The sequence below is a fragment of the Haloferax sp. ATCC BAA-644 genome (assembly GCF_000336975.1).
In the GTDB taxonomy this organism is placed as follows: Archaea; Halobacteriota; Halobacteria; order Halobacteriales; family Haloferacaceae; genus Haloferax; species Haloferax volcanii.
Genome location: NZ_AOLF01000030.1, coordinates 42024 through 66262 on the forward strand (window position 1 = coordinate 42024; position 24239 = coordinate 66262).

At 69.2% G+C, this 24239-nt stretch carries 28 protein-coding genes; 10 read left to right on the top strand and 18 right to left on the bottom strand.

Features of this window, described 5'->3' with window-relative positions; genetic code table 11:
• Positions 1-83: 83 nt before the first annotated feature.
• Together C458_RS13360 and C458_RS13365 are read right to left on the bottom strand one after the other, a co-directional pair.
• A complete protein-coding gene (locus tag C458_RS13360) occupies positions 84-1049 on the bottom strand; it encodes a TRC40/GET3/ArsA family transport-energizing ATPase (RefSeq protein ID WP_008576437.1) in 966 nt (321 codons plus the stop codon).
• A 1-nt stretch (position 1050) separates the two neighbouring features.
• Complete coding sequence (locus tag C458_RS13365) at positions 1051-1347, bottom strand: hypothetical protein (RefSeq protein WP_004044859.1); 297 nt, start codon at positions 1345-1347, stop codon at positions 1051-1053.
• A 101-nt stretch (positions 1348-1448) separates the two neighbouring features.
• Between C458_RS13365 and C458_RS13370 the strand changes: the two genes are divergently transcribed.
• From C458_RS13370 to C458_RS13385, 4 genes are all read left to right on the top strand, one after another.
• Positions 1449-2807, top strand: a complete 1359-nt coding sequence (locus C458_RS13370) for a GTP-binding protein (protein ID WP_008576440.1) — start codon at positions 1449-1451, stop codon at positions 2805-2807.
• Complete coding sequence (locus tag C458_RS13375) at positions 2804-3037, top strand: hypothetical protein (RefSeq protein WP_008576442.1); 234 nt, start codon at positions 2804-2806, stop codon at positions 3035-3037. The genes C458_RS13370 and C458_RS13375 overlap by 4 nt, the downstream gene beginning before the upstream one ends.
• Positions 3038-3145: 108 nt before the next feature.
• The gene (upp, locus tag C458_RS13380) at positions 3146-3826 is read left to right on the top strand and encodes a uracil phosphoribosyltransferase (protein ID WP_004044864.1); all 681 of its coding nucleotides are present in this window, start codon (positions 3146-3148) and stop codon (positions 3824-3826) included.
• 180 nt (positions 3827-4006) lie between these two features.
• Entirely contained in the window at positions 4007-4210 is a 204-nt protein-coding gene (locus tag C458_RS13385; protein ID WP_004044866.1) for a hypothetical protein, read from the top strand.
• A 284-nt stretch (positions 4211-4494) separates the two neighbouring features.
• Here C458_RS13385 and C458_RS13390 read toward each other — a convergent pair whose 3' ends face one another.
• Together C458_RS13390 and C458_RS13395 are read right to left on the bottom strand one after the other, a co-directional pair.
• A complete protein-coding gene (locus C458_RS13390; protein ID WP_008576446.1) occupies positions 4495-5127 on the bottom strand; it encodes a YigZ family protein in 633 nt (210 codons plus the stop codon).
• 334 nt (positions 5128-5461) lie between these two features.
• Positions 5462-5965 (bottom strand): ACT domain-containing protein, encoded by a 504-nt coding sequence (locus C458_RS13395; protein ID WP_008576448.1) that lies wholly within the window; start codon positions 5963-5965, stop codon positions 5462-5464.
• Positions 5966-6115: 150 nt separating this feature from the next.
• Between C458_RS13395 and C458_RS13400 the strand changes: the two genes are divergently transcribed.
• Positions 6116-6802, top strand: a complete 687-nt coding sequence (locus tag C458_RS13400; RefSeq protein WP_008576449.1) for a hypothetical protein — start codon at positions 6116-6118, stop codon at positions 6800-6802.
• A 36-nt stretch (positions 6803-6838) separates the two neighbouring features.
• Here C458_RS13400 and hisB read toward each other — a convergent pair whose 3' ends face one another.
• Positions 6839-7432 (bottom strand): imidazoleglycerol-phosphate dehydratase HisB, encoded by a 594-nt coding sequence (hisB, locus tag C458_RS13405; protein ID WP_008576451.1) that lies wholly within the window; start codon positions 7430-7432, stop codon positions 6839-6841.
• Positions 7433-7564: 132 nt separating this feature from the next.
• Here hisB and C458_RS18745 point away from each other — a divergent pair, with 132 nt between their 5' ends.
• Together C458_RS18745 and C458_RS13415 are read left to right on the top strand one after the other, a co-directional pair.
• Positions 7565-7711 (top strand): hypothetical protein, encoded by a 147-nt coding sequence (locus C458_RS18745; protein WP_223173856.1) that lies wholly within the window; start codon positions 7565-7567, stop codon positions 7709-7711.
• Positions 7712-7768: 57 nt separating this feature from the next.
• A complete protein-coding gene (locus tag C458_RS13415) occupies positions 7769-7957 on the top strand; it encodes a hypothetical protein (RefSeq protein ID WP_008576453.1) in 189 nt (62 codons plus the stop codon).
• A 56-nt stretch (positions 7958-8013) separates the two neighbouring features.
• Here C458_RS13415 and hisA read toward each other — a convergent pair whose 3' ends face one another.
• The gene (gene hisA / locus C458_RS13420; protein WP_004065951.1) at positions 8014-8730 is read right to left on the bottom strand and encodes a 1-(5-phosphoribosyl)-5-[(5-phosphoribosylamino)methylideneamino]imidazole-4-carboxamide isomerase; all 717 of its coding nucleotides are present in this window, start codon (positions 8728-8730) and stop codon (positions 8014-8016) included.
• 164 nt (positions 8731-8894) lie between these two features.
• On the opposite strand from hisA, the gene glmM reads away from it, so the two are divergent.
• Positions 8895-10259 (top strand): phosphoglucosamine mutase, encoded by a 1365-nt coding sequence (gene glmM, locus C458_RS13425; protein WP_008576457.1) that lies wholly within the window; start codon positions 8895-8897, stop codon positions 10257-10259.
• Positions 10260-10304: 45 nt separating this feature from the next.
• On the opposite strand, the gene C458_RS13430 is transcribed toward glmM, so the two are convergent.
• The 9 genes from C458_RS13430 to C458_RS13470 form a co-directional block, all read right to left on the bottom strand.
• Positions 10305-10556 carry a hypothetical protein gene (locus C458_RS13430; protein WP_008576459.1) on the bottom strand — a complete coding sequence of 84 codons (252 nt, stop codon included), beginning with the start codon at positions 10554-10556 and terminating at the stop codon, positions 10305-10307.
• A 90-nt stretch (positions 10557-10646) separates the two neighbouring features.
• Positions 10647-11015, bottom strand: a complete 369-nt coding sequence (hisI, locus tag C458_RS13435) for a phosphoribosyl-AMP cyclohydrolase (RefSeq protein WP_008576461.1) — start codon at positions 11013-11015, stop codon at positions 10647-10649.
• Between the two features lie 81 nt (positions 11016-11096).
• Positions 11097-12149: an A24 family peptidase gene (locus tag C458_RS13440; RefSeq protein ID WP_008576464.1), complete on the bottom strand. Its 1053-nt coding sequence runs from the start codon at positions 12147-12149 to the stop codon at positions 11097-11099.
• A gap of 73 nt (positions 12150-12222) precedes the next feature.
• The gene (locus C458_RS13445) at positions 12223-13164 is read right to left on the bottom strand and encodes a hypothetical protein (RefSeq protein WP_049897092.1); all 942 of its coding nucleotides are present in this window, start codon (positions 13162-13164) and stop codon (positions 12223-12225) included.
• A 119-nt stretch (positions 13165-13283) separates the two neighbouring features.
• A complete protein-coding gene (fer, locus tag C458_RS13450) occupies positions 13284-13673 on the bottom strand; it encodes a ferredoxin Fer (RefSeq protein ID WP_004974109.1) in 390 nt (129 codons plus the stop codon).
• Between the two features lie 140 nt (positions 13674-13813).
• Positions 13814-14935, bottom strand: a complete 1122-nt coding sequence (locus C458_RS13455; protein ID WP_008576469.1) for an inorganic phosphate transporter — start codon at positions 14933-14935, stop codon at positions 13814-13816.
• Between the two features lie 106 nt (positions 14936-15041).
• Positions 15042-16337 (bottom strand): O-acetylhomoserine aminocarboxypropyltransferase/cysteine synthase family protein, encoded by a 1296-nt coding sequence (locus C458_RS13460; RefSeq protein ID WP_008576471.1) that lies wholly within the window; start codon positions 16335-16337, stop codon positions 15042-15044.
• 128 nt (positions 16338-16465) lie between these two features.
• A complete protein-coding gene (gene metX / locus C458_RS13465) occupies positions 16466-17713 on the bottom strand; it encodes a homoserine O-acetyltransferase (RefSeq protein ID WP_008576473.1) in 1248 nt (415 codons plus the stop codon).
• Positions 17710-19029 carry an O-acetylhomoserine aminocarboxypropyltransferase/cysteine synthase family protein gene (locus tag C458_RS13470; protein WP_008576475.1) on the bottom strand — a complete coding sequence of 440 codons (1320 nt, stop codon included), beginning with the start codon at positions 19027-19029 and terminating at the stop codon, positions 17710-17712. The genes metX and C458_RS13470 overlap by 4 nt, the downstream gene beginning before the upstream one ends.
• Before the next feature lie 231 nt (positions 19030-19260).
• Here C458_RS13470 and ligA point away from each other — a divergent pair, with 231 nt between their 5' ends.
• Positions 19261-21360 (top strand): NAD-dependent DNA ligase LigA, encoded by a 2100-nt coding sequence (gene ligA / locus C458_RS13475; RefSeq protein ID WP_008576477.1) that lies wholly within the window; start codon positions 19261-19263, stop codon positions 21358-21360.
• Between the two features lie 63 nt (positions 21361-21423).
• On the opposite strand, the gene C458_RS13480 is transcribed toward ligA, so the two are convergent.
• The 3 genes from C458_RS13480 to C458_RS13490 all read right to left on the bottom strand — a co-directional run bounded on the left by C458_RS13480 (position 21424) and on the right by C458_RS13490 (position 23714).
• On the bottom strand, positions 21424-22347 hold the full coding sequence (locus tag C458_RS13480) for an ABC transporter permease (protein WP_008576479.1): 924 nt from the start codon (positions 22345-22347) through the stop codon (positions 21424-21426).
• Positions 22344-23324 carry an ABC transporter ATP-binding protein gene (locus tag C458_RS13485; RefSeq protein ID WP_008576480.1) on the bottom strand — a complete coding sequence of 327 codons (981 nt, stop codon included), beginning with the start codon at positions 23322-23324 and terminating at the stop codon, positions 22344-22346. The genes C458_RS13480 and C458_RS13485 overlap by 4 nt, the downstream gene beginning before the upstream one ends.
• A 114-nt stretch (positions 23325-23438) precedes the next feature.
• On the bottom strand, positions 23439-23714 hold the full coding sequence (locus tag C458_RS13490) for a hypothetical protein (protein WP_008576482.1): 276 nt from the start codon (positions 23712-23714) through the stop codon (positions 23439-23441).
• 111 nt (positions 23715-23825) lie between these two features.
• On the opposite strand from C458_RS13490, the gene C458_RS13495 reads away from it, so the two are divergent.
• A partial coding sequence (locus C458_RS13495; RefSeq protein ID WP_008576485.1) for a VIT1/CCC1 transporter family protein occupies positions 23826-24239 on the top strand: 414 nt, incomplete at its 3' end.

A 24239-nucleotide genomic window follows, 5' to 3' on the forward strand; every position in this document is an offset into this window, starting at 1 on the left:
GATAGGAATGTATCGTGTTCGAACGACAGGTTCGTTCGGAGATGTGCGTCGAAAACTTCCGCCGCGCGGCTCGTTGTGACAGCTTACTGAGTGTCCGGTGCGGTGTCTACGTCGAGTTCGGACGCGACCTCGCCGAGGAAGTCACCCTTGACCTCTGCGACCCGCGTCTCGACGGCGGCGACGAGCGGCGGTGAAAAATTCTCGCGGAGGTCGTCGAGTCGCTCGCGCTCTGTCTTGACTCGTTCGCGCAAGAACGTCGCCCCCCGGCCCGACTCGTCGGGGTCGGGTTCGGGCGTGAGGCGGTTGACCGCGAGGCCGCGCACGTCGAGGCCGTAAGAGTCGAGTTGGTCGATGGCGCGCTCGGTCTCGCGGAGCGATAGCTCGTCGGGGTTCACGACGAGGAAGAAGGCGGCGTCGTCCCGGAGCGTCGTCTTGGCGAACGAGAAGTCGTCGCGGCGCTGTTCGAGGCGGGCGATGATGGGGTCGCCGTCCATCATGCGCCGGGGCTCGTTGTTGCCGATGGCGGCGCGTTCGAACAGTTTGACCGACTCCTTGCGCTTGTGGAGGAGCCGCTGAATCCAGCCGTCGAGGTACTCCGGCAGGGAGAGCAGTCGGAGCGTCCCGCCGGTCGGTGAGGTGTCGAAGACGACCCGGTCGTAGTCGTCCGCCGAGCGCATCACGTCGATAAAGCGGTCGAACAGCGCCGACTCGTACGCGCCGGGCGTCTGGTGTGCCATCTCTATCTGCCGGTCGATTTCGTTGACCATCGCCGGGCTGACTTGGTCGCCCATCGCCCGCTTCGTCTCCATGAGATGTTCGCGGACCTCGGTCTCGGGGTCGATTTCCATCGCGTCGAGGTTCGACTCGCCCGCGACCGCCGCGGGCTCGTCGGTGAACGACTGGTCGAACACGTCGCTCGTGCTGTGGGCCGGGTCGGTCGACACGAGGAGCGTCCGGACGCCGTCGCGGGCGCACTTGACCGCGTAGGCGCTCGACATCGTCGTCTTGCCCACGCCGCCCTTGCCGCCGAAGAAGACGAATTTGCGCATGTTAGAAGTGGTACTGGTGGCCCTTGCGTTCGAGGAGCGACCCGCGGTCCCACATCCGCCGCTCCCACGCCTCGAACTCGTCTTCGAGATAGGGGAGCAGTTCGGCGGTGTAATAGGAGATGGGTGAGGGGATGCCGAACGCGTCGGGGAAGCACGCGAGCATGAACGCGTCCTCGTCGTCCTCGGCCTGCTGTTCTATCTTCTCGTAGGCGGGGTGCGAAATCATCCCGTGGTAGAGGCCGCGGAGCCACTCTTCGACGAGTTCGCGGAAGGACTCGATGCGCGCGGCGAGCGTCATCAGTTTACACACTCGCCCGCTGTCGGACAAAAGGGTATCGTTCACGAACGTCCGCGCTGGTTACCTGCGATTTCATATGTACGGCCCCGGTAGGCCCGCTCATGAACGCGGGGGAGACGATTCCGGTGACGGTGCTGGGCGGGAGTCTCGGGGCGGGTAAGACGACGCTACTCAACCACCTGTTGACGAACGCCGGCGACCGCGACATCGCCGTGCTCGTCAACGACATGGGTTCCGTGAACGTCGACGTCGAACTCGTCGCCGAGGAGTCCGACCTCGCGGTCGGCGGCGGCGTGACCGAACTGTCGAACGGCTGCATCTGCTGTGAGCTACAAGACGACCTCGAAACCGCGGTCGTCCGCCTCGCTCGCGAGCGGTCGTTCGACCACCTCGTCGTGGAGGCGTCGGGCGTCTCGGAGCCCGGGCCGGTCGCCCGGCTGTTCGTCACCTCGCGGGCGGCCGCCCGCTACGACGTGGCCGGCCTCGCGACGGTCGTCGACTCGCGACTGTTCGCGGACACCTTCGGCGGCGGCGACCCGGACCGAACCGTCGCCGAGGAGGGAGACGGGTCGGTGCGCCCCCTCTCGGACCTCCTCGTCGAGCAGGTCGAAAGCGCCGACCTCGTCGTCCTCAACAAGCGCGACCTCGTCTCCGACGCGGAACTCGCGGCGGTCCGCGACGCGGTCGAAGCGCTCCGGCCGGGCGCGGCCGTGGTGGAGACGACCCGCGGCGACGTGGACGTGGACCTGCTCCTGTCGGACCTCCACGACCCCGACGCGCCCGTCGGCTGGCGGGCGGCGCTGGAGGGCGAGACGGGCGGAAGCGACGACAACGAGGGCGACCGCGGCCGCGACGAACGCGCGGACGCAGACCGCGATGACCACGGCCACGACCATACCCACCACGACGACCACGACCGTACCCACCACGGCGACCACGACCATACCCACCACGGCGAGACCGCGCACGCCGAGGCGACCTACGGCGTCACGTCGTTCGTCTACCGCCGCCGCGCGCCGCTGGCCCCCGACGGCGCGGCCGCGGTGCTGGGCGACCTCCCCGACTCGGTCGTTCGCGCGAAGGGGTCGCTGTGGGTCGCCGGAGCCGAGGACGTTCACTACACTTACAGTCAGGCCGGCCCGTCGGCGTACGTCGCCGCCGCCGGCCCGTGGGTCGCCTCCCGACCCGAGTTCGAACAGGACACCTACCGCCGCAACCACCCCGACTTCGACTGGCACGACGACCACGGCGACCGGCGGACCGAACTGGTGTTTATCGGCCGCGACATGGACGAAGACGCACTCGCGGCCGCGCTCGACGCCCACCTGCTCGACCCCGGCGCGTCCGCGGACGCCGGCGACTTCCCGACCGACCCCGGCGAGGAAGTCGCGCTCGCGGAGCCGACCCGAGAGCGCGACTCGGTCCCGGCCGCGGGCGCGGTCCCGGAGGGCCGCCGATGAGCGGCGAGTCGGAGCGCGCCGGCGGCGACGACGAAAAGCGCGGCGAGGAGATAGAGTGGAGCGAGGGCGACCCGCGGGTGCTGTTCGTGATGAATCTCGTCCTCTCGACTGTGTTCGCGGCGGTGGTCGTCTACGGCCTGTCGTACCTCGACCTCGCGGCCTTCTCGGTCGTCAACGTCGCGTCGGCGGCGCTCGTGCTCACGGCGGTCACGTACCTCGTGACGAACTGAAACCGCGGGATGGGTCACCGACCCATTCTCCGCGTGAACTACCCGCAGGCGACCGCTGGCGGCCGATAGCCGCATTTATGTCCTTCGGGAAACCGCCTTCTCAGTAAGATGCCCATCGAAGACCGAGACGACGCGTACCTCATCACGCACGCGCTGGCGAAGGACACGCTCTCGCGCCTCCGGGACGTGGAGACGACGCAGGTCGCCTTCCGGAAAGGCCTCGTCAAACTCGGCCGCATCTGTGGCTACGAGATAATCGACGGCGCGATGGAGACCGAGTACGTCACCATCCAGACCCCGCTCGCGGAGACCACCGGTGAGCGCGTGAAAGGGCTCGACAACGTCGTCATCATCAACGTGCTCCGCGCCGCGACGCCGTTCGTGGAGGGACTGCTCAAGGCGTTCCCGCGGGCGAAGCAGGGCGTCATCTCCGCCGGCCGCGACGAGGAGGCGGGGATGGACGACGACGGCGGCTTCCCCATCACCATCGACTACGTGAAGCTCCCCGAAATCACGGAGAAGGACACCGTCATCGTGGCGGACCCGATGCTGGCGACCGGCTCGACGATGTGCTCGGTCCTCGACCACATCCTCGAAAACGCGGGCGTCGACCCCGAGAAGTTGTTCGTCCTCTCTGCGGTCTCCGCGCCCGACGGCCTGCTCCGCGTCGACAACGAGTTCCCCGAGGTCGACCTGCTGACGGTCGCCATCGACGACTATCTCGACGACGACGGCTACATCGTCCCCGGACTGGGCGACGCCGGCGACCGCGCGTTCCGCACGACGTAACTCGGTCTCGTCTCGTCCCGCCTCGCCCCGTCTCGTCCCGCCTCGCCTCGCCCCGCCTCGTCGCGTCACGGCTCGCGGGCGGTCGCGACGACCGCCGGCCCGGATTCGGGTAACGACTAAGTTACCGCCCGCGCACCTCCGACGCATGGACGAACCTCGCGCCGCCGGAGGGTGCCGACGATGAGCGACCCGTGCGACGGCTGTGGACGAGCGGTCGAAGACGCCCTCGCTCGTGCGGTCCAGTTGCAGGTCGACGGCTCGACCGTGGACGACCAGCGGCTCTGTCCGACCTGTTTCGCGGACTGGATCACCCAGTACGAAGAACAGATGTCGCCCAAGCGGTCGTCGGACGACTCGACGGATTCCGAGATAATCGTCGACTGACGGCGTCGGGTTGGGGGCCGTGTCTCCCACGACCTCGCAGACCCCCTCTTTTCGGGTCGAGAAACGAGTCCCCTCGGCGGGTTTTCGTTCGAGTCGAACGTCCCGAACCGCACCCCCGTAGACTACTGTGAGAGACTGTTGCAAGGGGTGCGGCGGGGTCGATACCCGAGTCCGCGAACCCCTTCGTTTCGGGTCGAAGTCCCGCGGCTCGCGGGTCGGGGGCGAAAAGGAAACGGAGGGAGCGCCGACGCGGCGAGGGTCGTCGAATCGGACCAACGGCCGCGCTACTCGATGCTCGCGCGGCCGCTGGTCGCGCTCCGGATGCGGTCGCGGAGCTCCGGGCCGTCCTCGACGGGGACGCGAACCTCGAAGGACACGTCGGCCTCGTAGGCGGCCTCGAACTCGACGCCCGCGCTTTCTAACAGCCCGCGAACGCTCCCCGAGTCGTCGTACTCGACGGTTACGGTGAACCGCTCGTGGGGAATCTCCTCGACGACGCCCGCCGCGTCGAGCGCTTCTTTCACGGCCCGGGAGTACGCGCGGGCGAGGCCGCCGACGCCGAGGTTGGTGCCGCCGTAGTAGCGCGTCACGACGGCGGCGACGTTGCGCACGTCCTGCTGGACGAGGACGTTGAGCGCCGGTTTTCCCGACGAACCGCTCGGCTCGCCGTCGTCGCTCTGGTACTCGCGGAGCATGACGCTCCCCTCGCCGGGGACCGACGACGAGGCCGACCCCGCGGGCACCCGGTAAGCGGGGACGTTGTGGGTCGCGTCGGGGTGGCGCTCCTCGATTTCGGTGACGAACGCCTCCGCCTCCTCGACCGTCTCCGCGGGGGAGACGTAGCCGATGAACTCCGAGCCGTTGACCTCGAAGCGGGCGTCGGCCCGGCCGGCGACGGTTCGATAGGCGTCGGTCATGCCACCGAGTTGGCGTCGCGGCGTGGAAAAGCGTTCGCACCGTGTCGTCGGCGCACCGACGCGGGCGGCGAGGAGGGCAAGCGACGCGACCAACAGGAAGCGGCGGCGACGGCGACGGGGATTCGAACCGGAATCGACGCGCTACTGGCCGCAGGCGTCCGCGTACGACGTACACCCGTTTTGGATGCAGACGCCGCAGAGGTGGCGCGTCTCGGAAATCGGCTCACCACAGCACATGCAACTGCGCATGGACACCATGCGAAAAACTACCGTGGGAGGTTACAAGAATCTTATTGCCGTGTTGACAGAATATTCGCGGTGCCGACGGGCGGGCTCAGGCGATGGTGATTCGGCGGACGAAGCCGAGGTTCGACAGGTCGTTGAGCAGGTCGCCGGGAACCGGCTCGTCGGTGATGATGTAGAGCTTCGGGTCGTCGGTGAACTCGGGGTCCTCGCTTATCGTCTGGCGAATCGAAATGTCCGCGTCAGCGAGTTTCGAGGTGACGGTGGCGACGATGCCGGGTTCGTCGGCGTCGGCCACCTCGACGGTGAGCACGGAGAGGTCGAGCACCGGCGCGAGGTCCATCAGGCTCGGAATCGACGAGATGTTCTGGAAGATTCGTCGAAGCTCCTCGTCGTCGAGGATGGCGTCGGTCGTCGAGTCGACGACCCGCCGGTCGACGTCGGCCTCGCGGGCGATTCCGGTGTTCGGTATCTCGATGCCGCCCGAGACGACCCGGCCCTGGTCGTTGACGGAAAAGCCCCGTTCCAAGAGGAGCCGAATGACAGCCTGCTGGCTCGGGCTGCCCTCGAACTTCTCCATAATCTCGTCGAACATTCGTTGGTCGGGGGATTTGCGGGCGGATGCATTAAGTGGTCCGTCACCGGCGACGCCGCGGCCGAGGGATTCGGCGGCGACCCCGCCGGCAGGCCGCCGACGCCGCGTCCGGGGAATGGGTTTAACCGTCGGCGCGGAGACCGGTCGTCCATGCGCGAACTACGCACCTGCGATTTCTGTGGGACCGACGCCGTCGGCGTGTTCGAGGTACTGCCGCCGGCGTTGACGCCGGCCGACGACCAGCGGCGCGTCGTCCTCTGCGAGCACTGCGAGGAGACCCTCAGCGAGGTCATCGCGCCGCTTCTCTCCCGGCTCGGCGTCGACGCCGACGTGGACGTGGCCGACGACGCGCGGGCCGAGACGGGCGCGTCCGCGGCACCCGAGCGAACCGCGAGCGGGTCGGGCGGCGCGGCCGCCTCGGTCGACGTGAACGCGGTCGACCCCGCGCCGACGCCGCCGGAGCCGACGGACCGCGACTCGCCCGACGAGGGCGACGACGCTGGTTCTCCGGGAGACGACGCGAACGACAACGACGACGTGGACGACGACGAAGCCGAGGCCAAGACCGAAACCGAAGCCGAGAACGAGCCCTCCGCGTCGGCGGCCGACGAGCAGCCCCGACCCGACGGCGAGTCCGGCCGGAGCGAGGAGCCGCCGAAGTTCCGGAAGGTCATCCGCATCCTCCAGAACCGCGAGTTCCCCGTCGAGCGGGCGGAGGTCGAGGCGCTGGCGTCCGGCGCGTACGACCTCGACGACGACGAGGTGGCCGACATCTTCGACTACGCAATCGAACGCGGGCTGCTCGTCGACGACTCGGGGACGCTCCGGCGGCCCTGAGCGGTCGAACGCGCGGAATCAGAGAGCAGGCGGCGATTACAGTTTCCCTTTCGTGCTCGGCGTGTCGGAGCGCCGCGGGTCCACGCGGGTCGCGTCGTCGAGCGACCGCGCCAGCGCCTTGAACAGCGCCTCGACCTCGTGGTGGGCGTTGTCGCCCTCGACGCCCGCGTGGAGCGTGAGGCCGGCGTTCATCGCCAGCGACATGGCGAAGTGTTCGGCCATGTGGCTGGTGAACTCGCCGACGTACGGTTGGGAAAAGTCGCCCGAGAACTCGAAGAAGGGGCGACCCGACACGTCGACGACGACGGAGGCGACGGCCTCGTCGAGCGGGACTTTGCGGTCGGCGTAGCGGACGATGCCGCGCTTGTCACCGAGCGCTTCGGTGAACGCCCCGCCGAGGACGATGGCCACGTCCTCGACGGTGTGGTGGTCGTCGATGTGGAGGTCGCCGTCGCACTGGACCGTCAGGTCGAACAGGCCGTGTTTGGCGAAGGCCTCCAGCATGTGGTCGAAAAATCCGATACCGGTGTCGACGACCGCGTCGCCGTCGCCGTCGATGGCCAGCGTCACGTCGATGGTCGTCTCGGCCGTCTCGCGGGAGACGGCCGCGCGTCGGTCGGCGTCGCTCATGTCGCGTTCGAGGCGGGCCGCGCATATAGGGATTCTCGTCGTCGAGCGGGCGGGGCACGCCACCGACGCGTCAGACGCACATCGGACGCGCGTCTGACGGACGTTCATGCGTTCGGACGCGTACGGTGGGGTATGCAGCGAAAGGGAGCGCTGGTGGTGGGGTACACCATCTGCGTCGGGGGACTTCTGCTCACCGCGCGGTCCGGGGTCGCCGTCGCGTTCGGCGTCGCGCTGGTGACGCTCGCGGTCAGCGCGGTCGTGCTCGGCGGGGGCGTCTGAAGTGATAGAGAGCGAACCGACGCGAAAAGTGTCGACCCGTCAGGGGGCGGGCGACTGATGGGCCGCGGAGCGACCGCCAGTCCGAAACGCGACGTAGTGACGGTCAGTATGCTCGTCCTCGCCGGGCCGTTCCTGGCGACCTCGCGCCCCGAGACCGCGATTATCGGCGCACTGTTCGTCGCCGTCGGCGTCTACGGGACCGTCGAGAGCCTCGCCGCGGCCGTCGCCGCGTATCTCGACGCGTAGCGGCGCGCGGCGTCCCGGCCACGCCTCGGCCACGTCTCGGCGTGCCGGCGACGCGACTACGCCTCCATCGCTTCTTCGAGCGTGAATCGACCCTCGTAGAGCGCGGTGCCGACGACGGTCGCCGCCGCGCCCGCCTCGCGGAGCGCACGCACGTCGTCGAGAGAGGCGACGCCGCCGGAGGCGACGACCGGGATGTCGACCGCGTCGACGACCGCCGAGGTCGTCTCGAGGTGGACGCCTTCGAGTTGCCCCTCCACGTCCACGTCGGTGAAGAGGATGGCCGCCGCGCCGAGTTCCTCGTAGCGGGCGGCCGCCTCGGCGGGGTCGAGGCCGGTGCCCTCGGTCCAGCCGGAGACGACGACTTCGCCGTCTTTCGCGTCGAGGCTGACCATCACGCCGTCGGGGTAGTCGGCGGCGAGTTCGGCGACGATATCGGGGTTCTCGACGGCCGCCGTGCCGAGGATGACGCGGTCGACGCCGCGGTCCAGGAGGTCGCGGGCGTCGTCGGCGGTGCGGATGCCGCCGCCGAGTTGGAGCGGCACGTCGACCGCGTCGAGGACGGCGTCCACCGCCGGGGCGTTCTTCCGCTCGCCCTCGAACGCGCCGTCGAGGTCGACGAGGTGGAGCGTCTCCGCGCCGGCGTCGACCCAGCGTCGAGCGGCTTCGACCGGGTCGCCGTAGCTCTTTTCGGTGCCGCGTTCGCCCTGCACGAGCTGGACGACTTCGCCGTCTTGCATGTCGACCGCGGGGACGACTTCGAACTCCGGGAACATACGTCACCGTGGGCGAGCGGCGTGCGTAAACGCACCGGATACGGCGACTCGGAGTTGGTGCGGATACGGCGACCGGGAGTCGGTGACCGGGACGCGGCGACGAACGTAACAAGCGAACCAACAGTTCGGAACGGCTTTGTCGCGCCGGAGTTCACACACACTCAATGAAACTCTTCGGTTCCAGCGGCACCCGCGGCGTGGTGGGTGAGAGCCTCACCCCGGAGTTCGTCCTCCGCGTCGCCAAGGCCGCCGGCACGGTCTGGAACGCGGACCGGGTCGCCATCGCACGGGACACCCGAACCACGGGCGAGATGTTCGTCAACGCCGCCGAGTCCGGACTGGCGAGCGTCGGCGTCGACGTGGACGACCTCGGCGTCGTCCCCACTCCCGCGGCGGTCCGCTACTGCGAGAATCAGGCCGTTCCGGGCGTCGTCATCACGGCCTCGCACAACCCCCCGGAGTTCAACGGCGTCAAACTCGTCGGCGACGACGGCGTCGAACTCGCCGTCGAGGAGCTAGAGCGCATCGAAGACCACATCCTCGCCGAGGAGTTCGACGTGGCCGAGTGGGACGCCGTCGGACGCGTCCGGTCGGTCGAGACCGCGAACGACGACTACCGGGAGGACCTCCTCGCCAACGTCGACCGCGAGAAAATCGCCGCCGCGAACCTCACGGTCGCGCTCGACCCCGGCCACGGGGCCGGGTCGCTCGTCACGCCCGACTTCCTCCGCGAACTCGGCTGCGAGGTCCGTACGGTCAACGCCCAGCCCGACGGCCACTTCCCCGGTCGCCAGTCCGAGCCGGTCCCCGAGAACCTCCGCGACCTCGAACGACTCGTCCGCGCGACCGACGCCGACGTTGGAATCGCCCACGACGGCGACGCCGACCGGGCCGTCTTCGTGAACGAGCGCGGCGAGTGCATCTCCGGCGAGGCGTCGCTTGCCGCCCTCGCGGCCGCCGCCCTCGAACCGGGCGACGCGACCGTCTCCGCCGTGAACGTCTCCCAGCGCCTCGTCGACGTCTGCGAGGAGGTCGGCGCCGACCTCGAACTCACGCCCATCGGCGCGACGAACCTCATCACCCGCATCCGCGAACTCTGGCGCGAGGGCCGGAACGTCCCCGTCGCCGGCGAGGGCAACGGAGGGGTGTTCTACCCCAACTACCGCCTCGTCCGCGACGGCGCGTACATCGCGGCGAAGTTCCTCGAACTCGTCGCCGAGCGCCCCGCGAGCGGACTCGTCGCGCCCTACGAGGACTACTACAACGTCCGCATCAACCTCGAATACGACGAGGAAGCCGAGTTGACGGCGATGCTCAACGCCGCCGCCGACTACGCCGAATCGGCCGACGCGACGCCGAACACGACCGACGGCTACCGCCTCGACTACGGCGACGCGTGGGTGCTCGTCCGCCCCTCCGGGACCGAGCCGAAAGTCCGCGTCTACGCCGAAGGCCGCTCCGAGGAGCGCGCGACCGAACTCGCCGAGGACGCCGCCGACGCGCTCCGAAGCGCGGTTGCGACGCTATAACTCGACCGCAAAACCGACCGAAAAGAACCTCTTTTCACCCGCCGCTCACAGGCTAATCGCCGCGAACAGGAGCGCCAGCGCGCCGAACACCAACAGCATGAACCCGCGTTCGAGGTCGTCGCCGTCGAGTTCGTCGTCCGGCGGGTCCTCGCGGGTCGGGTCGAGGACGAACTCCGGGTCGTCGGAGCGGGCGACCCGGCGGGCGGCCGCGGCGCTCTTGAGCAGTCGGCCGCCGAGGGCGAAACAGGTCAGCCCCACGACGATGGCGACCAGCGAAATCGGACTGACGTTCACCATCGGCCTGCGGTCGCAATCATCGGTCGGTCGCCACGGGAGTCGCCGTGGTCGCCGCGCCAGTCGGTGTCGTCATCGGTCGGCTCGCATCGGTCACTCGCCGTCGTAGACCGCGTCGGGGTCGAAGACGCGCTCGCCGACGTGCTCGCCCCCGACGGTGCGGTAGAAACACGACCGGTGGCCGGTGTGGCACGCGCCGCCGGTCTGGTCGACGAGATACAGCAGGGTGTCGGCGTCGCAGTCGACGCGGACCTCCCGAATCGCCTGTGTGTGGCCGCTCGACGCCCCCTTCTCCCAGAGTTCGTCGCGGCTCCGCGAGTAGTAGTGCGCCCGGCCCGTTTCGACGGTTCGGTCGAGCGCCTCCGGCGAGACGTACGCCAGCATGAGCACCGCTCCGGAGTCGGCGTCCTGCGCCACGGCGGGGACGAGGCCGTCCTCGCCGAAATCGACATCGACGGTCATGATTCGGGCCACGCGGTCGTCGGGGTTATCTCTTGTGCGTCGCCGCGCGGAAGACGCCCGGAACCGACTCTCCGCGGAAGCTCAGACGATACCGAGCGCGCCGAGGACGCCGAAGAGGACGTCGCCGTAGACGAACGCGACGACGAGGCCGACGAACATGGGGACGAGAAACGGGATGCCCGGCGAAATCCACACCGACTCGCGGGTCGTCACGAGGTCCAGTCCGCCGCGGAGTTTCTCCGGCGACGTGCCGTAGGCGCTGCCCTCGATGCTGTCGAGGAAGCGGGCCGCGCCCCACGGGTCGTCGAACGACCCGCCAGAGTCGGCTTCGCGGCCGTCGTCTCCGGGGGCGTCTCCGTCGGCGGCGTCGACGGTCTCGCCGTCGCCATCGAAATCGGCCGACGCGCCGCCGTCGGTGGCCGCGCGGTGGACCGCACCGTCCGTCGGGTCGAACGTCTCGTCGATGCTGTCGGGGTCGCGGAGCGCGTCCGGGTTCGAACGCAGGTCTGAGAGCGTCAGGCCGCGCCAGCGGAGGTACATCCGAAGGGCGTCGAGGTCGAGGCCGTTCCGCGTGATGCCCTCGGGCGACTCGAACAGGCGGCCGTGGGCCGTCGAGAGCGACGACACGGAGACGCGGCGGCCGACGAACGAGATGGGGAACTCGAACTCGCCGTCCGCGAGGTTCCGGGCGGCGAGAAACAGCGGGTAGGCGAGGCCGACGATGACCGTGTTCGTGAGAACCGTCATCGAGAAGACGCCGAGGCGGGTGGCGGCCAGCGGGAACTCCGTCCCGGCGAGGGTGTAGCTGGGGAACGTCGGGAGCAGGATAGCGAACACCATGAGCGCCTTCGCGTCCGCGCCGCCGAAGCCGCCGAGCCGCCAGAACAGATACGAAAGCGGGACGACGAGACAGACGCTCACGCCGACGCGAATCAGGTAGAGCCGGTCGAAGACGGTCTCGGGCGGAACGTGGCCGAGCAGTTCCCACGCGAGCAGAGCGATACCCAGCGCGGCCAGCGGATACCAGACGACGTTGGGGACGCGCCGCGTGCGAACGTCGCGTACCGCGGTCCACGCGAGGACGGGGAGTACCACCAACCGCAGGAGGTCGGGGAGCGTGCCGATACCGAACATACCCGGAGACGGGGGGCAGGGGAGTTAGGTGTTCGGGACGGGTATCAATCCTGAAACCGACCCCGGCGGCGGGTCAGAACGCCGCGAGTTCGACGAAGCCGACGAGCCGAACCGAAAGCGAAAACAGCGCCAGCGCGGCCGCGGGGGCCCACACCGACCGCGAGCGCTGGTAACCGACGGCGGCGAGTCCGAACGCGAGCGCCCACAGGACGTGTTCGACGCCGCCGGGAACGTCGACGAAGACGGTTCCGAAGACGGCGAGACCGAGCAGTCCGAAGGCGAACACGGGGGCGAGCGTCAGCCGCGAGACGGGCCGAAGCGAGCGCTCGGCCGCGCTTCGGTACGTCACGCCGACCGCGACACAGCCGCAGACGGTCGCGACGAGGAGCAGGCCGAGGACGGTGACGCGCCACGGTTTCGGGAAGACGACCAGCGTGAAGGCGGCGTCCCGAAGCACCGACTGAAAGAACGTCGCGAGCGCGGCCGCAGCGACGACCGCCCGAGCGGGCGCGAGCCCGACCCGCGACGAGGCGAGGTCGAACACCACCGCGACGAGGAGCCCGAAGCCGAGCCCGGAGAGAACCACGGTTTCGGCGGCCTGAACTGCCGCCGTTACGACCGACGCCTCCGGGTGGTACGTCCACCCGAGGAGCGCGGCGAGCGAGGCGTCGAAGCCGACCGCGAGGAGTGCGTTCGCGGCGACGACGGCGAGTCCCGGCGCGAGAGCCGCCGCCAGCGCGTCGGTGATGCGGGAGCGCTCGGGGAGACCGAACGACGGCGGGACACCGCGATAGCGCGCGTAGACGAGCGTCGGAACCGCGAGGCCGGCGACGTTCGGCGACGCGAGCGCGCCGACTACCGGGACGCCGAGAAGTCTGAGCGACACCCAGTAGCTGGCCGCGCTCGCGACTGCGAGACAGGCGAGAAACAGCCCGGTTCGACCGAGTTCGGACGCTTCGCTGGGGAGCGAGCGGTCGGGGCGAAACGCGCGGACGGCGGTCACGAGCCTCGACACGGGCGGACCGACCGCGCCGCGGGACAAATCGCTGTCGGCCTCGCGGCTCACTGCGCGGACAAATGGCGGACCCGCCGGTCACGGGTCGGCGCGTCGAAAGAAATGTGCGGGTGAGCGCCTTAGATGACGCGGTTCTGCAGGTAGTCGAGGTGCTTCGCGTTGTAGACGATCTTGACCTCGTCCTCGACCGGCGAACCGATGCAGGTGAGACGGACGTTCTTGTCGTTGACTTCCTCGTCGGAGAGAATCTGCTGCATGTCCATCTCGATTTCGCCTTCCTTGAGGATGGACGCGCAGTTCGCACAGGCACCGGCACGGCAGCTGAAGGGCCAGTCGTAGCCCTGCGCCTCTGCGGCTTCGAGAATGTACTCGCCCTGGTTGACTTCCATCTCACCGTAGTCTTCGGCGTCGAGACCGGCGTCGGCGGCCTGCTCGAAGAGGTCGTCGTCGTCGAGGTCCCAGCCGTTGTCGTCGAGAACTTCGTAGTTGAGGTAGGTTACCGTGGGCATCGACAGAGGATTCGAAGGCCACCCCATTAGACTTTGCTGTTCCGTGCGCCGAATTCGACCCGCGTTCCGGCGGCGACCGCCCGTTTATTACATTTTTGACCGTGGTAGTTTCAGAATGACAGGTGTGGCGGGTGCACGGGTCAGACGATGCCGGCGGAGAACAGCGCGTACGACGCGATAGCGGAAAGCGAGGGCGTGAGCATCCAGAAGAAGATGACGCGCCCGGTCGTGCCGGGGTCGAACAGGTCCTGCGCGGAGAGTTCGTCCGGCGCTTCCTCGCCCATCTTCGGCACCTCGTCCTCTCTCTCGACGGTGAGCGCGTTGACCGAGACCGGCGGGGCCTCGCCGCCGCTCAGGGCCTCCCCGAGGGTGACGGTTCGAGTCGCCCGCCCCCAGCCGAGGCCGACGATGCACATCGTCGCGCTCACGGCGAGGCTGGCGGGGATGCCGATGGCAGACAGGAAGGAGATGAGCGACGCGCTCACCGTCTCGACGATGAGCGCCGCGAGGATGGGCAGTTGCGTGAGGTCGTTGCCGACGGTGTCGAGCGTCCGGCGGGCGATGGTGAACGCGCCGAGGCCGATTGCGCCGCCGGCGACGAGGATGCCCGTGTTCATTTCGAGCGCGCCGTTGCCGACGAGCGGGGCGACCGCGTTGGCGACGTTCGACGCGCCCGCGGAGAACGCCATGTAACAGGCGACGACGACGACGAGGACGGTGCTGCCGAACTCGCGGTAGGTCGTGTTCGGGCCGAGTCGCGGCCGCGGGAAACCGCCGTCGCGGTCGAGCGCGACGAGCGCGCCGGGGCTGCGGTCGAGTTTGAGCCACGCGTCGAGGTAGGGGTAGACGTACCGTCCGATGACCGCGCAGACCCAGAAGGCGATGACGGGCGCGACGATCCACCACGAGATGATTTCGAGCATCACGCCGGCGTCGAGCGACCCGTGGGCGAGACCGAGCCCCGCGATGGCCCCGACGGCCGTCATCGACGTGGAGGCGGGGACGCCGAAGGTGTTGGAGACCAACAGCGCGAGGCCGACGAAAAAGAGGACGGCGACGCTCGCCGCGAGGGTGAACTCGCTTTGCGGGACGATTTCGCCGCCCATCTTGGCGACGACCTCCCGCCCGAGGGTCCACCCGCCGAGGAGCGCGAACCCGGTCATCAGCCCCGCGGCGGCGAGCTTTCCGAGCACGTCGCTCCCGACCGCGGGGCCGAACGCGACCCCCGTGGACGAGCCGCCGATGTTGAACCCGACGAACACTGCCACCAGGAGACCGACGAAGAGGAGTGCTTCTACCACGGAGATACCTACTGGCGCGGGAATAAAAGGAACGGTGGTCGGTCGCTCGGGCGACGCCGAAGCCCGCTCAGTTCGACGCGGCGCGAATCGCCTGGTCGAGGTCGTCGATGATGTCGTCGACGTCCTCGATGCCGACAGACAGGCGGACCATGTCGGGCGTAACGCCCGCGGCGGCCTGCTCGTCGTCGGTGAGTTGCTGGTGCGTCGTGGACGCCGGGTGGATGACGAGCGTCTTCGCGTCGCCGACGTTGGCGAGAAGCGACGCGAGTTCGACGTTGTTGACGGTGCCCTTGGCGGCCTCGTAGCCGTCGGTGAGGCCGAAGGTAATCATGCCGCCGTAGCCGCCATCCAAGTACTTCGACGCCTCCTCGTGGGTCTCGTGGGAGTCGAGGCCGGGGTAGTTCACCCACGACACCTTCTCGTGGTCGTCTAAGAACTCCGCGACGGACTGCGCGTTCTCGCAGTGCGCGCGCATCCGAAGCGGGAGCGATTCGAGCTTTTCGAGCGTCTGCCACGCGTCGAACGGCGACTGGGAGTTGCCGAGGTCGCGCAGGCCGCGGGCGATGGCGGCGTAGGTGAAGCCGGCGGGGCCGAACGTCTCGTCGAAGTTGACGCCGTGGTACGCCGGGTTCGGCTTGGCGATTTCGGGGTAGTCGTCGGCGTACTCGTCCCACGGGAAGCTGCCGCCGTCGACGAGGATGCCGCCGATGGTCGTGCCGGCCCCGTGAATCCACTTCGTCGTCGACTCCCAGACGAGGTCCGCGCCGTGCTCGATGGGGTTACAGAGGTAGGGCGTCGCGAACGTGTTGTCGACGAAAAGCGGCGTTCCGTGGTCGTGGGCAACCTCGGCGATGGCCTCGATGTCCGGCGTCACGAGCGCCGGGTTGCCGATGGTTTCGAGGTGGACGAACGCGGTGTCGTCGTCGATAGCCTCCTCGTAGGCGTCCACGTCGAGAGTGTCGACGAACCGGGTCGTGACGCCGCGGCGCTCGACGGTGTGGGTGAGGTAGGTGTAGGTCCCGCCGTACAGCGACGACGCGGAGACGATGTTGTCGCCGGCCGAGGCGAGCAGGAAGGTCGCGAGGTCGAACGCGGCCATCCCGGACGACGTGGCGACCGCGCCCACGCCGCCTTCGAGCGAGGCGAGGCGCTCCTGTAACATCCCGACGGTCGGGTTCATCAGCCGCGAGTAGATGTGGCCCGGCTTTTCGAGGGCGAACTGCGCGGCCGCGTCGGCGGCGTCCTCGAAGACGTACGAGGTGGTCTGGTACAGCGGCGGGGCGCGCGCGCCCGTCGCGTCGTCGGGGCTCTGTCCGGCGTGGAGGCTCCGCGTGTGGAAGCCCGGGCTGTCGTCGTCGCTCATGACCCGAACGTCGGCCCGGACGGGGCTAAAGCACGGCGTCGGTCGCAATTCCCGCCGGGTTCTGCGACACGGTAGCGACCCACAAGAAACCCCTGAGAACCGAGGGTCCCCCGCGTCGCCCCCGCGGCTCAGCGCGAGAACAGCGAGGAGTGGACCGGGGCGAAGTCCTCGTCCTCGTCGGATTCGCCGCCGTCGGGCGCGGTGTCGGTCACGGCGCGCCCCGCGACGCCCTCGTCGACGAAGTCAGCGAGCGGCGGTCCGACCTTCTCGGGTTCGACGAGGAAGGCGTCGTGGCCGTGGTCGGACTCGACGACGTGGTGGGCGACCGGCACGTCGCCGCGGCGGAACGCGCCCGCCAGCGACTCCGACTGCTCGGTCGTGAAATGCCAGTCGCCGGTAAACGAGACGAGGAGCGATTCGCCCTCGAAGGCGGCGAGCGCGGCCGCGTCGGACTCGTATCCCTCCGAGAGGTCGAAGTCGTCCATGGCGCGCGTGAGATACAGGTACGCGTTGGCGTCGAAGCGCTCTGCGAACTTCTCGGCCTGATAGTCGAGGTAGGATTCGACCTCGCGGTACGGGAAGAAGGACGCCGCGGGGTCCGACGGGAAGGCGTCGCCGCGCTCGCCGCGACCCGCGGAGCGCCGGCCGAACTTGCGCTCCATCGAGTCCTTCGAGAGGTACATCAGGTGGCCGAGTTGGCGGGCGAGGCCGAGGCCCGCGTCGGGCGAGGGGCGCTCTTCGCCGTAGTAGTCGCCGCCGTTCCAGTTCGGGTCGGAGGTGATGGCGCGGCGGGCGACGGCGTCGATGCCGAGACACTGCGAATCGAGGCGGGCCGCCGAGGCGACGACCGCGAGGCGCTCCACGTCGTCGGGGAACTGCACGGCCCAGTCGAGGGCGTTCATGCCGCCGACGGAGCCGCCGACGACGGCGTGGAGGCGGCCGACGCCGAGATGGTCGAGCAGGCGGCGCTGGGCGCGGGTCCAGTCGTGGACGGTGACCGGCGGGAAGTCCGTGCCCCACGGCTCGCCGTCCGGCCCCTCGCTTGCCGGGCCGCTCGTGCCGTAACACGACCCCGGAACGTTCACGCAGATGACGTAGTAGTCGTTGGTGTCGATGGCCTTGCCCGGACCGACGATGTCGCCCCACCACGCGCGGGCCTGCCCGGAGACGCCCGACTCCGTGCCGTGGCCGGCGACGTGCTGGCTCCCGGTGAGGCCGTGGCAGACGAGGACCGCGTTCTGTCCGTCGAACTCGCCGTAGGCCTCGTAGGCGACCTTCAGGTCCGGCAGTATCTCGCCAGACTCGAACTCGTGTTCCCCGATGTCGACGACATCTGATTCGACCCGGCGGCCGGGCGTGGTTCGCGTGCGACTCATTTATCCTCCGAGTCCCGGTCGGCCTGCTGACCCAAGGCGTGTTCGATTGCCCGGTCGAGGTCGGCGATGATGTCGTCGGCGTCCTCGATGCCGACCGACAGCCGGAGCATATCGGGGGCGACGCCCGCGGCGCGCTGTTCGTCCATCGAGAGCTGGGCGTGCGTGGTCGACGCGGGATGGATGAGAAGCGACTTCGCGTCGCCGATGTTGGCGAGGAAGCTCACGAGGTCGACCGACTCGCAGACGGTTTTTGCGGCCCCGTAGGCCGCCTCGTCGTCCTCGCCGTCGAGGCCGAACGTGACCATGCCGGCGTAGCCGCCCTGCAAGTACTCCGAGGCGAGGTCGTGGGTCTCGTGGTCCTCGAAGCCGGGGTAGGTGACCCACGCGACGCCGTCGCGGTCGCGGAGGAACTCGGCGACGGACTGCGCGTTCTCGCAGTGGGCGCGCATCCGGAGCGCGAGCGTCTCGACGCCCTGCAAGGTCTGCCACGCGTCGAACGGCGACTGGCAACTGCCGGTGCTCCTGACGGCGCGCTGGCGGACGGCCTCGGCGAAGGCGCGCTCACCGAATCGCTCGACGAAGTCGACGCCGAACGCGGGATTCTCGCCGGAAAGTTCGTCGTAGTCGGCCGCGTCCCACGGGAAGGTGCCACCGTCGACGACGACGCCGCCGACGGTCGTGCCGGAGCCGTGGAGCCACTTCGTCGTGGACTCCCAGACGATGTCCGCGCCGTGTTCGATGGGCCGACAGAGCGCGGGCGTGGCGAACGTGTTGTCCACGACGAGCGGGACGCGGTTCTCGTGGGCGACCTCAGCGATGGCCTCGAAATCGGGGGTCTTCAGCGAGGGGTTCGCCACCGTCTCGACGTGGACGAAGGCGGTGTCGTCGTCGATGGCGTCCTCGTAGGCCTCGATGTCGAGCGTCTCGACGGTTCGGGATTCGATGCCGCGCCTGACGGCGGTCTTCGAGAAGTACGAGGCCGTGCCGCCGTACATGTCCTCCGAGAGGACGACGTTGTCACCGACCGACGCGAGGACGGTGGTGAGCGCGTCGAGGGCACCCATTCCCGACGCGGTGGCGACCGCGTCGACGCCCGCTTCGAGGGCGGCGAGGCGGCGTTCGAGGATGCGGGTCGTCGGGTTGGAGATGCGGGAGTAGACGTCGCCGTCGGCTTCGAGTGCGTACAGGTCCGCGGCGTGGTCCGCGTCGTCGAAGACGTACGACGTGGTCTGATAGAGTGGCGGGGCGCGGGCCCCTGTCGCCGGGTCCGGGTCCTGTCCGGCGTGGAGGCCGAGCGTGCGGAAGCCTCGATTCATGTATGAGGTGCATAATCTTCGACAGAGGAATAACCGTCAGTTACGGCAAGCGTTGCCCGTGGTTGGGGGTCAAAAGTGGCGACCGACGAGCGGACGGCGGTTCGGCCGGTGCGCACTCGTCAGCCGCCCGTCTTCGCACCGCCACCCCGCCTACCTTCCCACCGCCACCCCGCCTACCTTCCCACCGCCACCCCGGAGCGTTTACCCGCCGGCCGGCCGACAGCCGAACCAATGAGCGACGCCGACCTCGACGCCGAGTCGAACCCGTACCTCCGCGACCCGCCGACCGAGTTCGAACCCGCCGAGTCGCTGTCGCGCGAGGCGGCCGAAGAGCAGGCCGCGCTCCTCCGCGAGGCCGTCCGCGAGCACGACCACCGCTACTACGTCGCGGCCGACCCGCTCGTCTCCGACGCGGCCTACGACGCGCTGTTCTCCCGCCTCGTCGCGCTCGAAGGCGCGTTCGACCTCGACACGACCAACAGCCCGACGAACCGCGTCGGCGGCGAGCCAATCGACGCGCTGGAGACGGTCGAACACGTCGCGCCCATGCTCTCTATCGACCAGAGCACCGAGGCCGCCGACCTCCGGGAGTTCGACGAGCGCGTCCGCCGCGAGGTCGGCGCGGTCGACTACGTCTGCGAACCCAAGTTCGACGGCCTCTCGGTCGAAGTCGTCTACGAGGACGGGGAGTTCGTCCGCGCGGCCACCCGCGGCGACGGCCGCCGCGGCGACGACGTGAGCGCGCAGGTGAAGACGATTCCGACCGTTCCCCTCTCCCTCCGCGGCGACCACCCCGACCGACTCGCCGTCCGCGGCGAGATTTACATGCCGAAGTCCGACTTCAGCGACCTCAACGCCCGGCGCGTCGAGGCCGGCGAGGACGCCTTCGCCAACCCCCGGAACGCGGCCGCCGGGACGCTCCGCAACCTCGACCCCTCGGTCGTCGCTGACCGCCCGCTCGCGGTGTTCTTCTACGATATCCTCGACGCGAGCGCGCGACCCGACAGCCAGTGGGCCGCCCTCGACCGCCTGCGCGAGTGGGGTCTCCGCGTCACCGACCGCATCGAGCGCGCCGCGGACGTGGCGGAGGCCATCGACTACCGCGACCGGATGCGGGCGGCCCGCGACGACCTCGACTACGAAATCGACGGCACGGTCATCAAGGTGGACTCGCGGGACGCCCGCGAAGAGTTGGGCGAAAAGAGCCGCTCCGTCCGCTGGGCGTTCGCCTACAAGTTCCCCGCGCGCCACGAGGTGACGACCGTCCGCGACATCGTCGTGCAGGTCGGGCGGACGGGCCGACTCACGCCGGTCGCCATCCTCGACCCCGTGGACGTGGGCGGCGTCACCGTCTCGCGGGCGACGCTCCACAACCCCGACGAGAGAGCCGCCCTCGGCGTCGCAGTCGGTGACCGCGTCCGCGTCAAGCGCGCCGGCGACGTGATTCCGCAGGTGGTCGAAGTCACCGAAGACGGCGGCGGGAGCTACGAGTTCCCCGACGAGTGTCCCGTCTGCGGGAGCGCCGTGGACCGCGACGGCCCGCTTGCGTTCTGCTCGGGCGGGCTGTCGTGTCCGGCCCAGCGGGAGGCCTCCATCGGCCACTTCGCGGTCAAGGGCGCGATGGACATCGACGGCCTCGGCGAGGAGCGCGTCGCCCAACTCGTCGACGCCGGCCTCGTCGAGACGGTCGCGGACCTCTACGACCTGACGACCGACGACCTCGCCGGGTTGGAGGGGTGGGGCGAGACGAGCGCCGAGAACCTCGTGGCCGCCGTCGAGAACGCCAAGCACCCCTCTCTCGACTCGTTCCTCGTCGGCCTGAGCATCCCCGAGGTGGGCGAGGCGACCGCCCGCGGCCTCGCCCGCGAGTTCGGGGCAATCGAGGCGTTCCCCATCGAGGCCGACGCCGAGGACGGCGAGTTCGACGCGTTCGAAGAACGCCTGACGACCGTGCCCGACGTGGGCGAAACGGTGGCGCGCCGCGTCCGCGACTTCTTCGAGAACGCGGACAACCGCGCCGTGATTCGCGCGCTGCTCGACCGCGGCGTCGACCCCGAACCCGTCGAATCGGGCGGCGACGAACTCGACGGCCTGACGGTCGTCGTGACCGGGACGCTCGCCGCGAGCAGAGGTGACGTGAAAGAACTCGTCGAATCGCACGGCGGCAACGTCACGGGGTCCGTCTCGGGCAACACCGACTACCTCGTCGTCGGGGAGAACCCCGGCCGGTCGAAGCGCGACGACGCCGAGGCGAACGACGTGCCGACGCTCACGGAAACCGAGTTCGAAGACCTGCTCGCGGAACGCGGCGTGGCGTATCCGCCGGAATAGAACAGTCAATCGGTTCGCTGAGACGGGCGCTGAGGCGACCGCCGCAGGCTCGGTACGTCGGCCTCAGAGGTCGGCCTTCTCGAACGCCCGGTAACCGAGCAGCGGCGGGACGACAATCCACGCGACGAGGATGGCGAGGATGAACGGCCCGGTGAAGTAGAACGGCAGCGACTGCGAGAACGTCGATTCGATGGCGAGTCGCTCGGCGAGGCCGGCCTTGAACAGGCGGGCGGCGACCGCGGGCCCGTACAGCTCCGCGACCAGCGTCTCGTAGGCCCGAAGCGGGTTCAGGTACTTGATGAAAAGCCGCATCTGGACGATTTGCGGCGCGGTCAGCGCGGTGAGACCGAGCTGTTCGACGACCCAGTTGACGAGCCGCGGGACGCCCGTGGCGACCGTCGACCAGAGGACGGCGAAGATGAAGTACAGCCCGACGGTGCCGAACAGCGCCTGCCGCTGGGAGGCCGAGGTCGCAGAGAGCCAGACGCCGATGGAGACGAACGCCGTGGCGAGCAGTCCCGAGAGGGCTACCTGCCCGGCGTAGGAGACGAACATGACTTGCCCGCCGGTGAACAGCATCGCGAAGAGGGCGACGACGAAGCCGACGAGCATCGAGACGAGGACGACGAGCGTGCGGCCGACCAGCTTTCCGAACACCACGTCGCGCCGGGAGTTCGGCAGCGACAGCAGGAGCTTGATGGTGCCCGACTCGCGCTCGTCGATGAGCGAGCCGTGGGCCGTCACGAGCGCGATGAGCGCGAGGACGAATCCGAGCATGCCCGCGTACGAGAAGTTGAACAGCCCGCCCGGGGCGGTCGTGAGACCGAACAGCGTCTCGGAGTTCGCGCCCGCGCCCGAGAGCAGGACGCCGTAGAACAGCGCCGTCGACCCGCCGATGAGGAGGGCGAAAAACAGCGTCAGCCCGAGGAGCCACCGCGACCGGAGGGCGTCGCGGAAGTCCTTGCGCGCGACGGATTCGAGCGTCACGCCGCCACCTCCGGTTCGTCGGCCGGGTCGTCGCCCTCGGTGTACGCGAGGAAGATGTCCTCCAGCGACGCCGAGTCGGTCTCGAAGTCTGCGACGGTCGCACCGCCGGCCTCGACGGCCTCGATGACGCGGGTCTTGGCGTCGTCGGTACAGCCGACGACGAGGCGGTTGCCGTCCGATTCGACCGACGAGACGCCGTCGAGCGCGCGGACCGCGTCGAGGTCGGCGTCGCCGTCGACATCGATTCGGAGCACCGCCTCGGCGTCGACGCGGTCGCGGAGGCCCTCGATAGTGTCCTCGGCGATGAGTTCGCCGTCGCGCATGATGCCGACGCGGTCGCAGACCGCTTCGACCTGCGCGAGGACGTGACTGGAGAAGAACACCGTCGCGCCGCGGTCGGCCTCGGTGCGGACGATGTCGCGCATCTCGCGCGCGCCGGCGGGGTCGAGACCGGAGGAGGGCTCGTCGAGGACGAGGAGGTCGGGACTGCCGGCGAGCGCCATCGCGAGCGCGAGGCGCTGGGACATCCCCTTGGAGTAGCCGCCGGCGCGGCGGTCGGCCTCGTCGGGGTCGAGGCCGACGCGGGAGAGCAGTTCGTCGGGGTCGTCGTCGGCTTCCTTGGACTCGATGGCGAATTCGACGTGTTCGCGCCCGGTCAGTCGGTCGTACACGTCGTACCCCTCGGGGAGTACGCCGGTCCGACGCCGGACGGCCACGCTCTCGGTCTGCGCGTCGTGGCCGAGCACGCGGACGGACCCGCTCGTCGGACGCACGAAGTCGAGAAGCATGTTGATCGTCGTCGATTTTCCAGCACCGTTGGGACCGAGGAACCCGAAGACCTCCCCCTCCGCGACGGAGAACGAGAGGTCGTCGACGGCGGTGACGGTGTCGGGTTCGGACGATGGGAGGAGGGTATCGAACAGTCCCTCGTCGTCTTCGAACCGTTTCGTCACCCCGTGTAGTTCGATGGCGGCCATGGGCGGGCCTGCGTCGCACTGCCTTAAAGTGTTTTAGGTGCGGAAATCACGGCCGATAACGCTGCGGGCGGAAACCGGGGGCCGTCGGGGGCGCAGTTCGCCGCCGTTTGAGCGTCAGACCTCGTCGCCGGGTTCGTGGGAGTCGGCCATCTTCGTCGCCTCCGCCGCGTACCGCTCGCGCAGGTCGTCGTCATCCACGGGTTCGAGATTCTCCGTCGGCGCGTCGATGGCGGCGGTCACGGTCATCCGGCGCTGGTGCATCACGGCCGCGGCGAGCTCCTTCCGGAGTTCGTACTCGCCGTCGGGCGTCGCGTAGATGAGGATGATGAGGTCGCGGTCGTCGTAGGACCGCTCGACCAACCAGAGCCGCGTCGTGTCGTCGTCGCTCATGGGCCGTGGTTCGGCCGGGGTTCCCTTACGCGTGCCGGCATCGCATCGCGGGGCGTGCCGCGCCCGGAGTCCCCCTATCGTTTATTCGCTCCGCAAGCGTACGATTCCGGCATGTTAGAGACGCTGCTCGGGGACGACGTGGAGTCGTCGGGCCGGTACCTCCCGGAACTCATCTACGGCGCGAACGACGGCATCGTCACGACGTTCGCCGTCGTCGCCGGCGTCGCGGGCGCGTCGCTGAGCCCGAGCATCGTCATCGTCCTCGGGTTCGCCAACCTGTTCGCCGACGGCTTCTCGATGGGGATGAGCAACTACCTCTCAGAGCGCTCGGAGGAGGACTACCACGACGCCCGCGGCGACGGCCACGCCCGGACCGACGGGAAGACCCCCGTCAGGACCGCCGCCGCGACGTTCGCCGCCTTCATCGTCGCCGGGTGGACACCCCTGTTTCCGTACGTGCTCCGGGTCGAGCCGCTGTTTCCCGTCTCCATCGCCGTCACCGCCTGTCTCTTATACACATCTCTG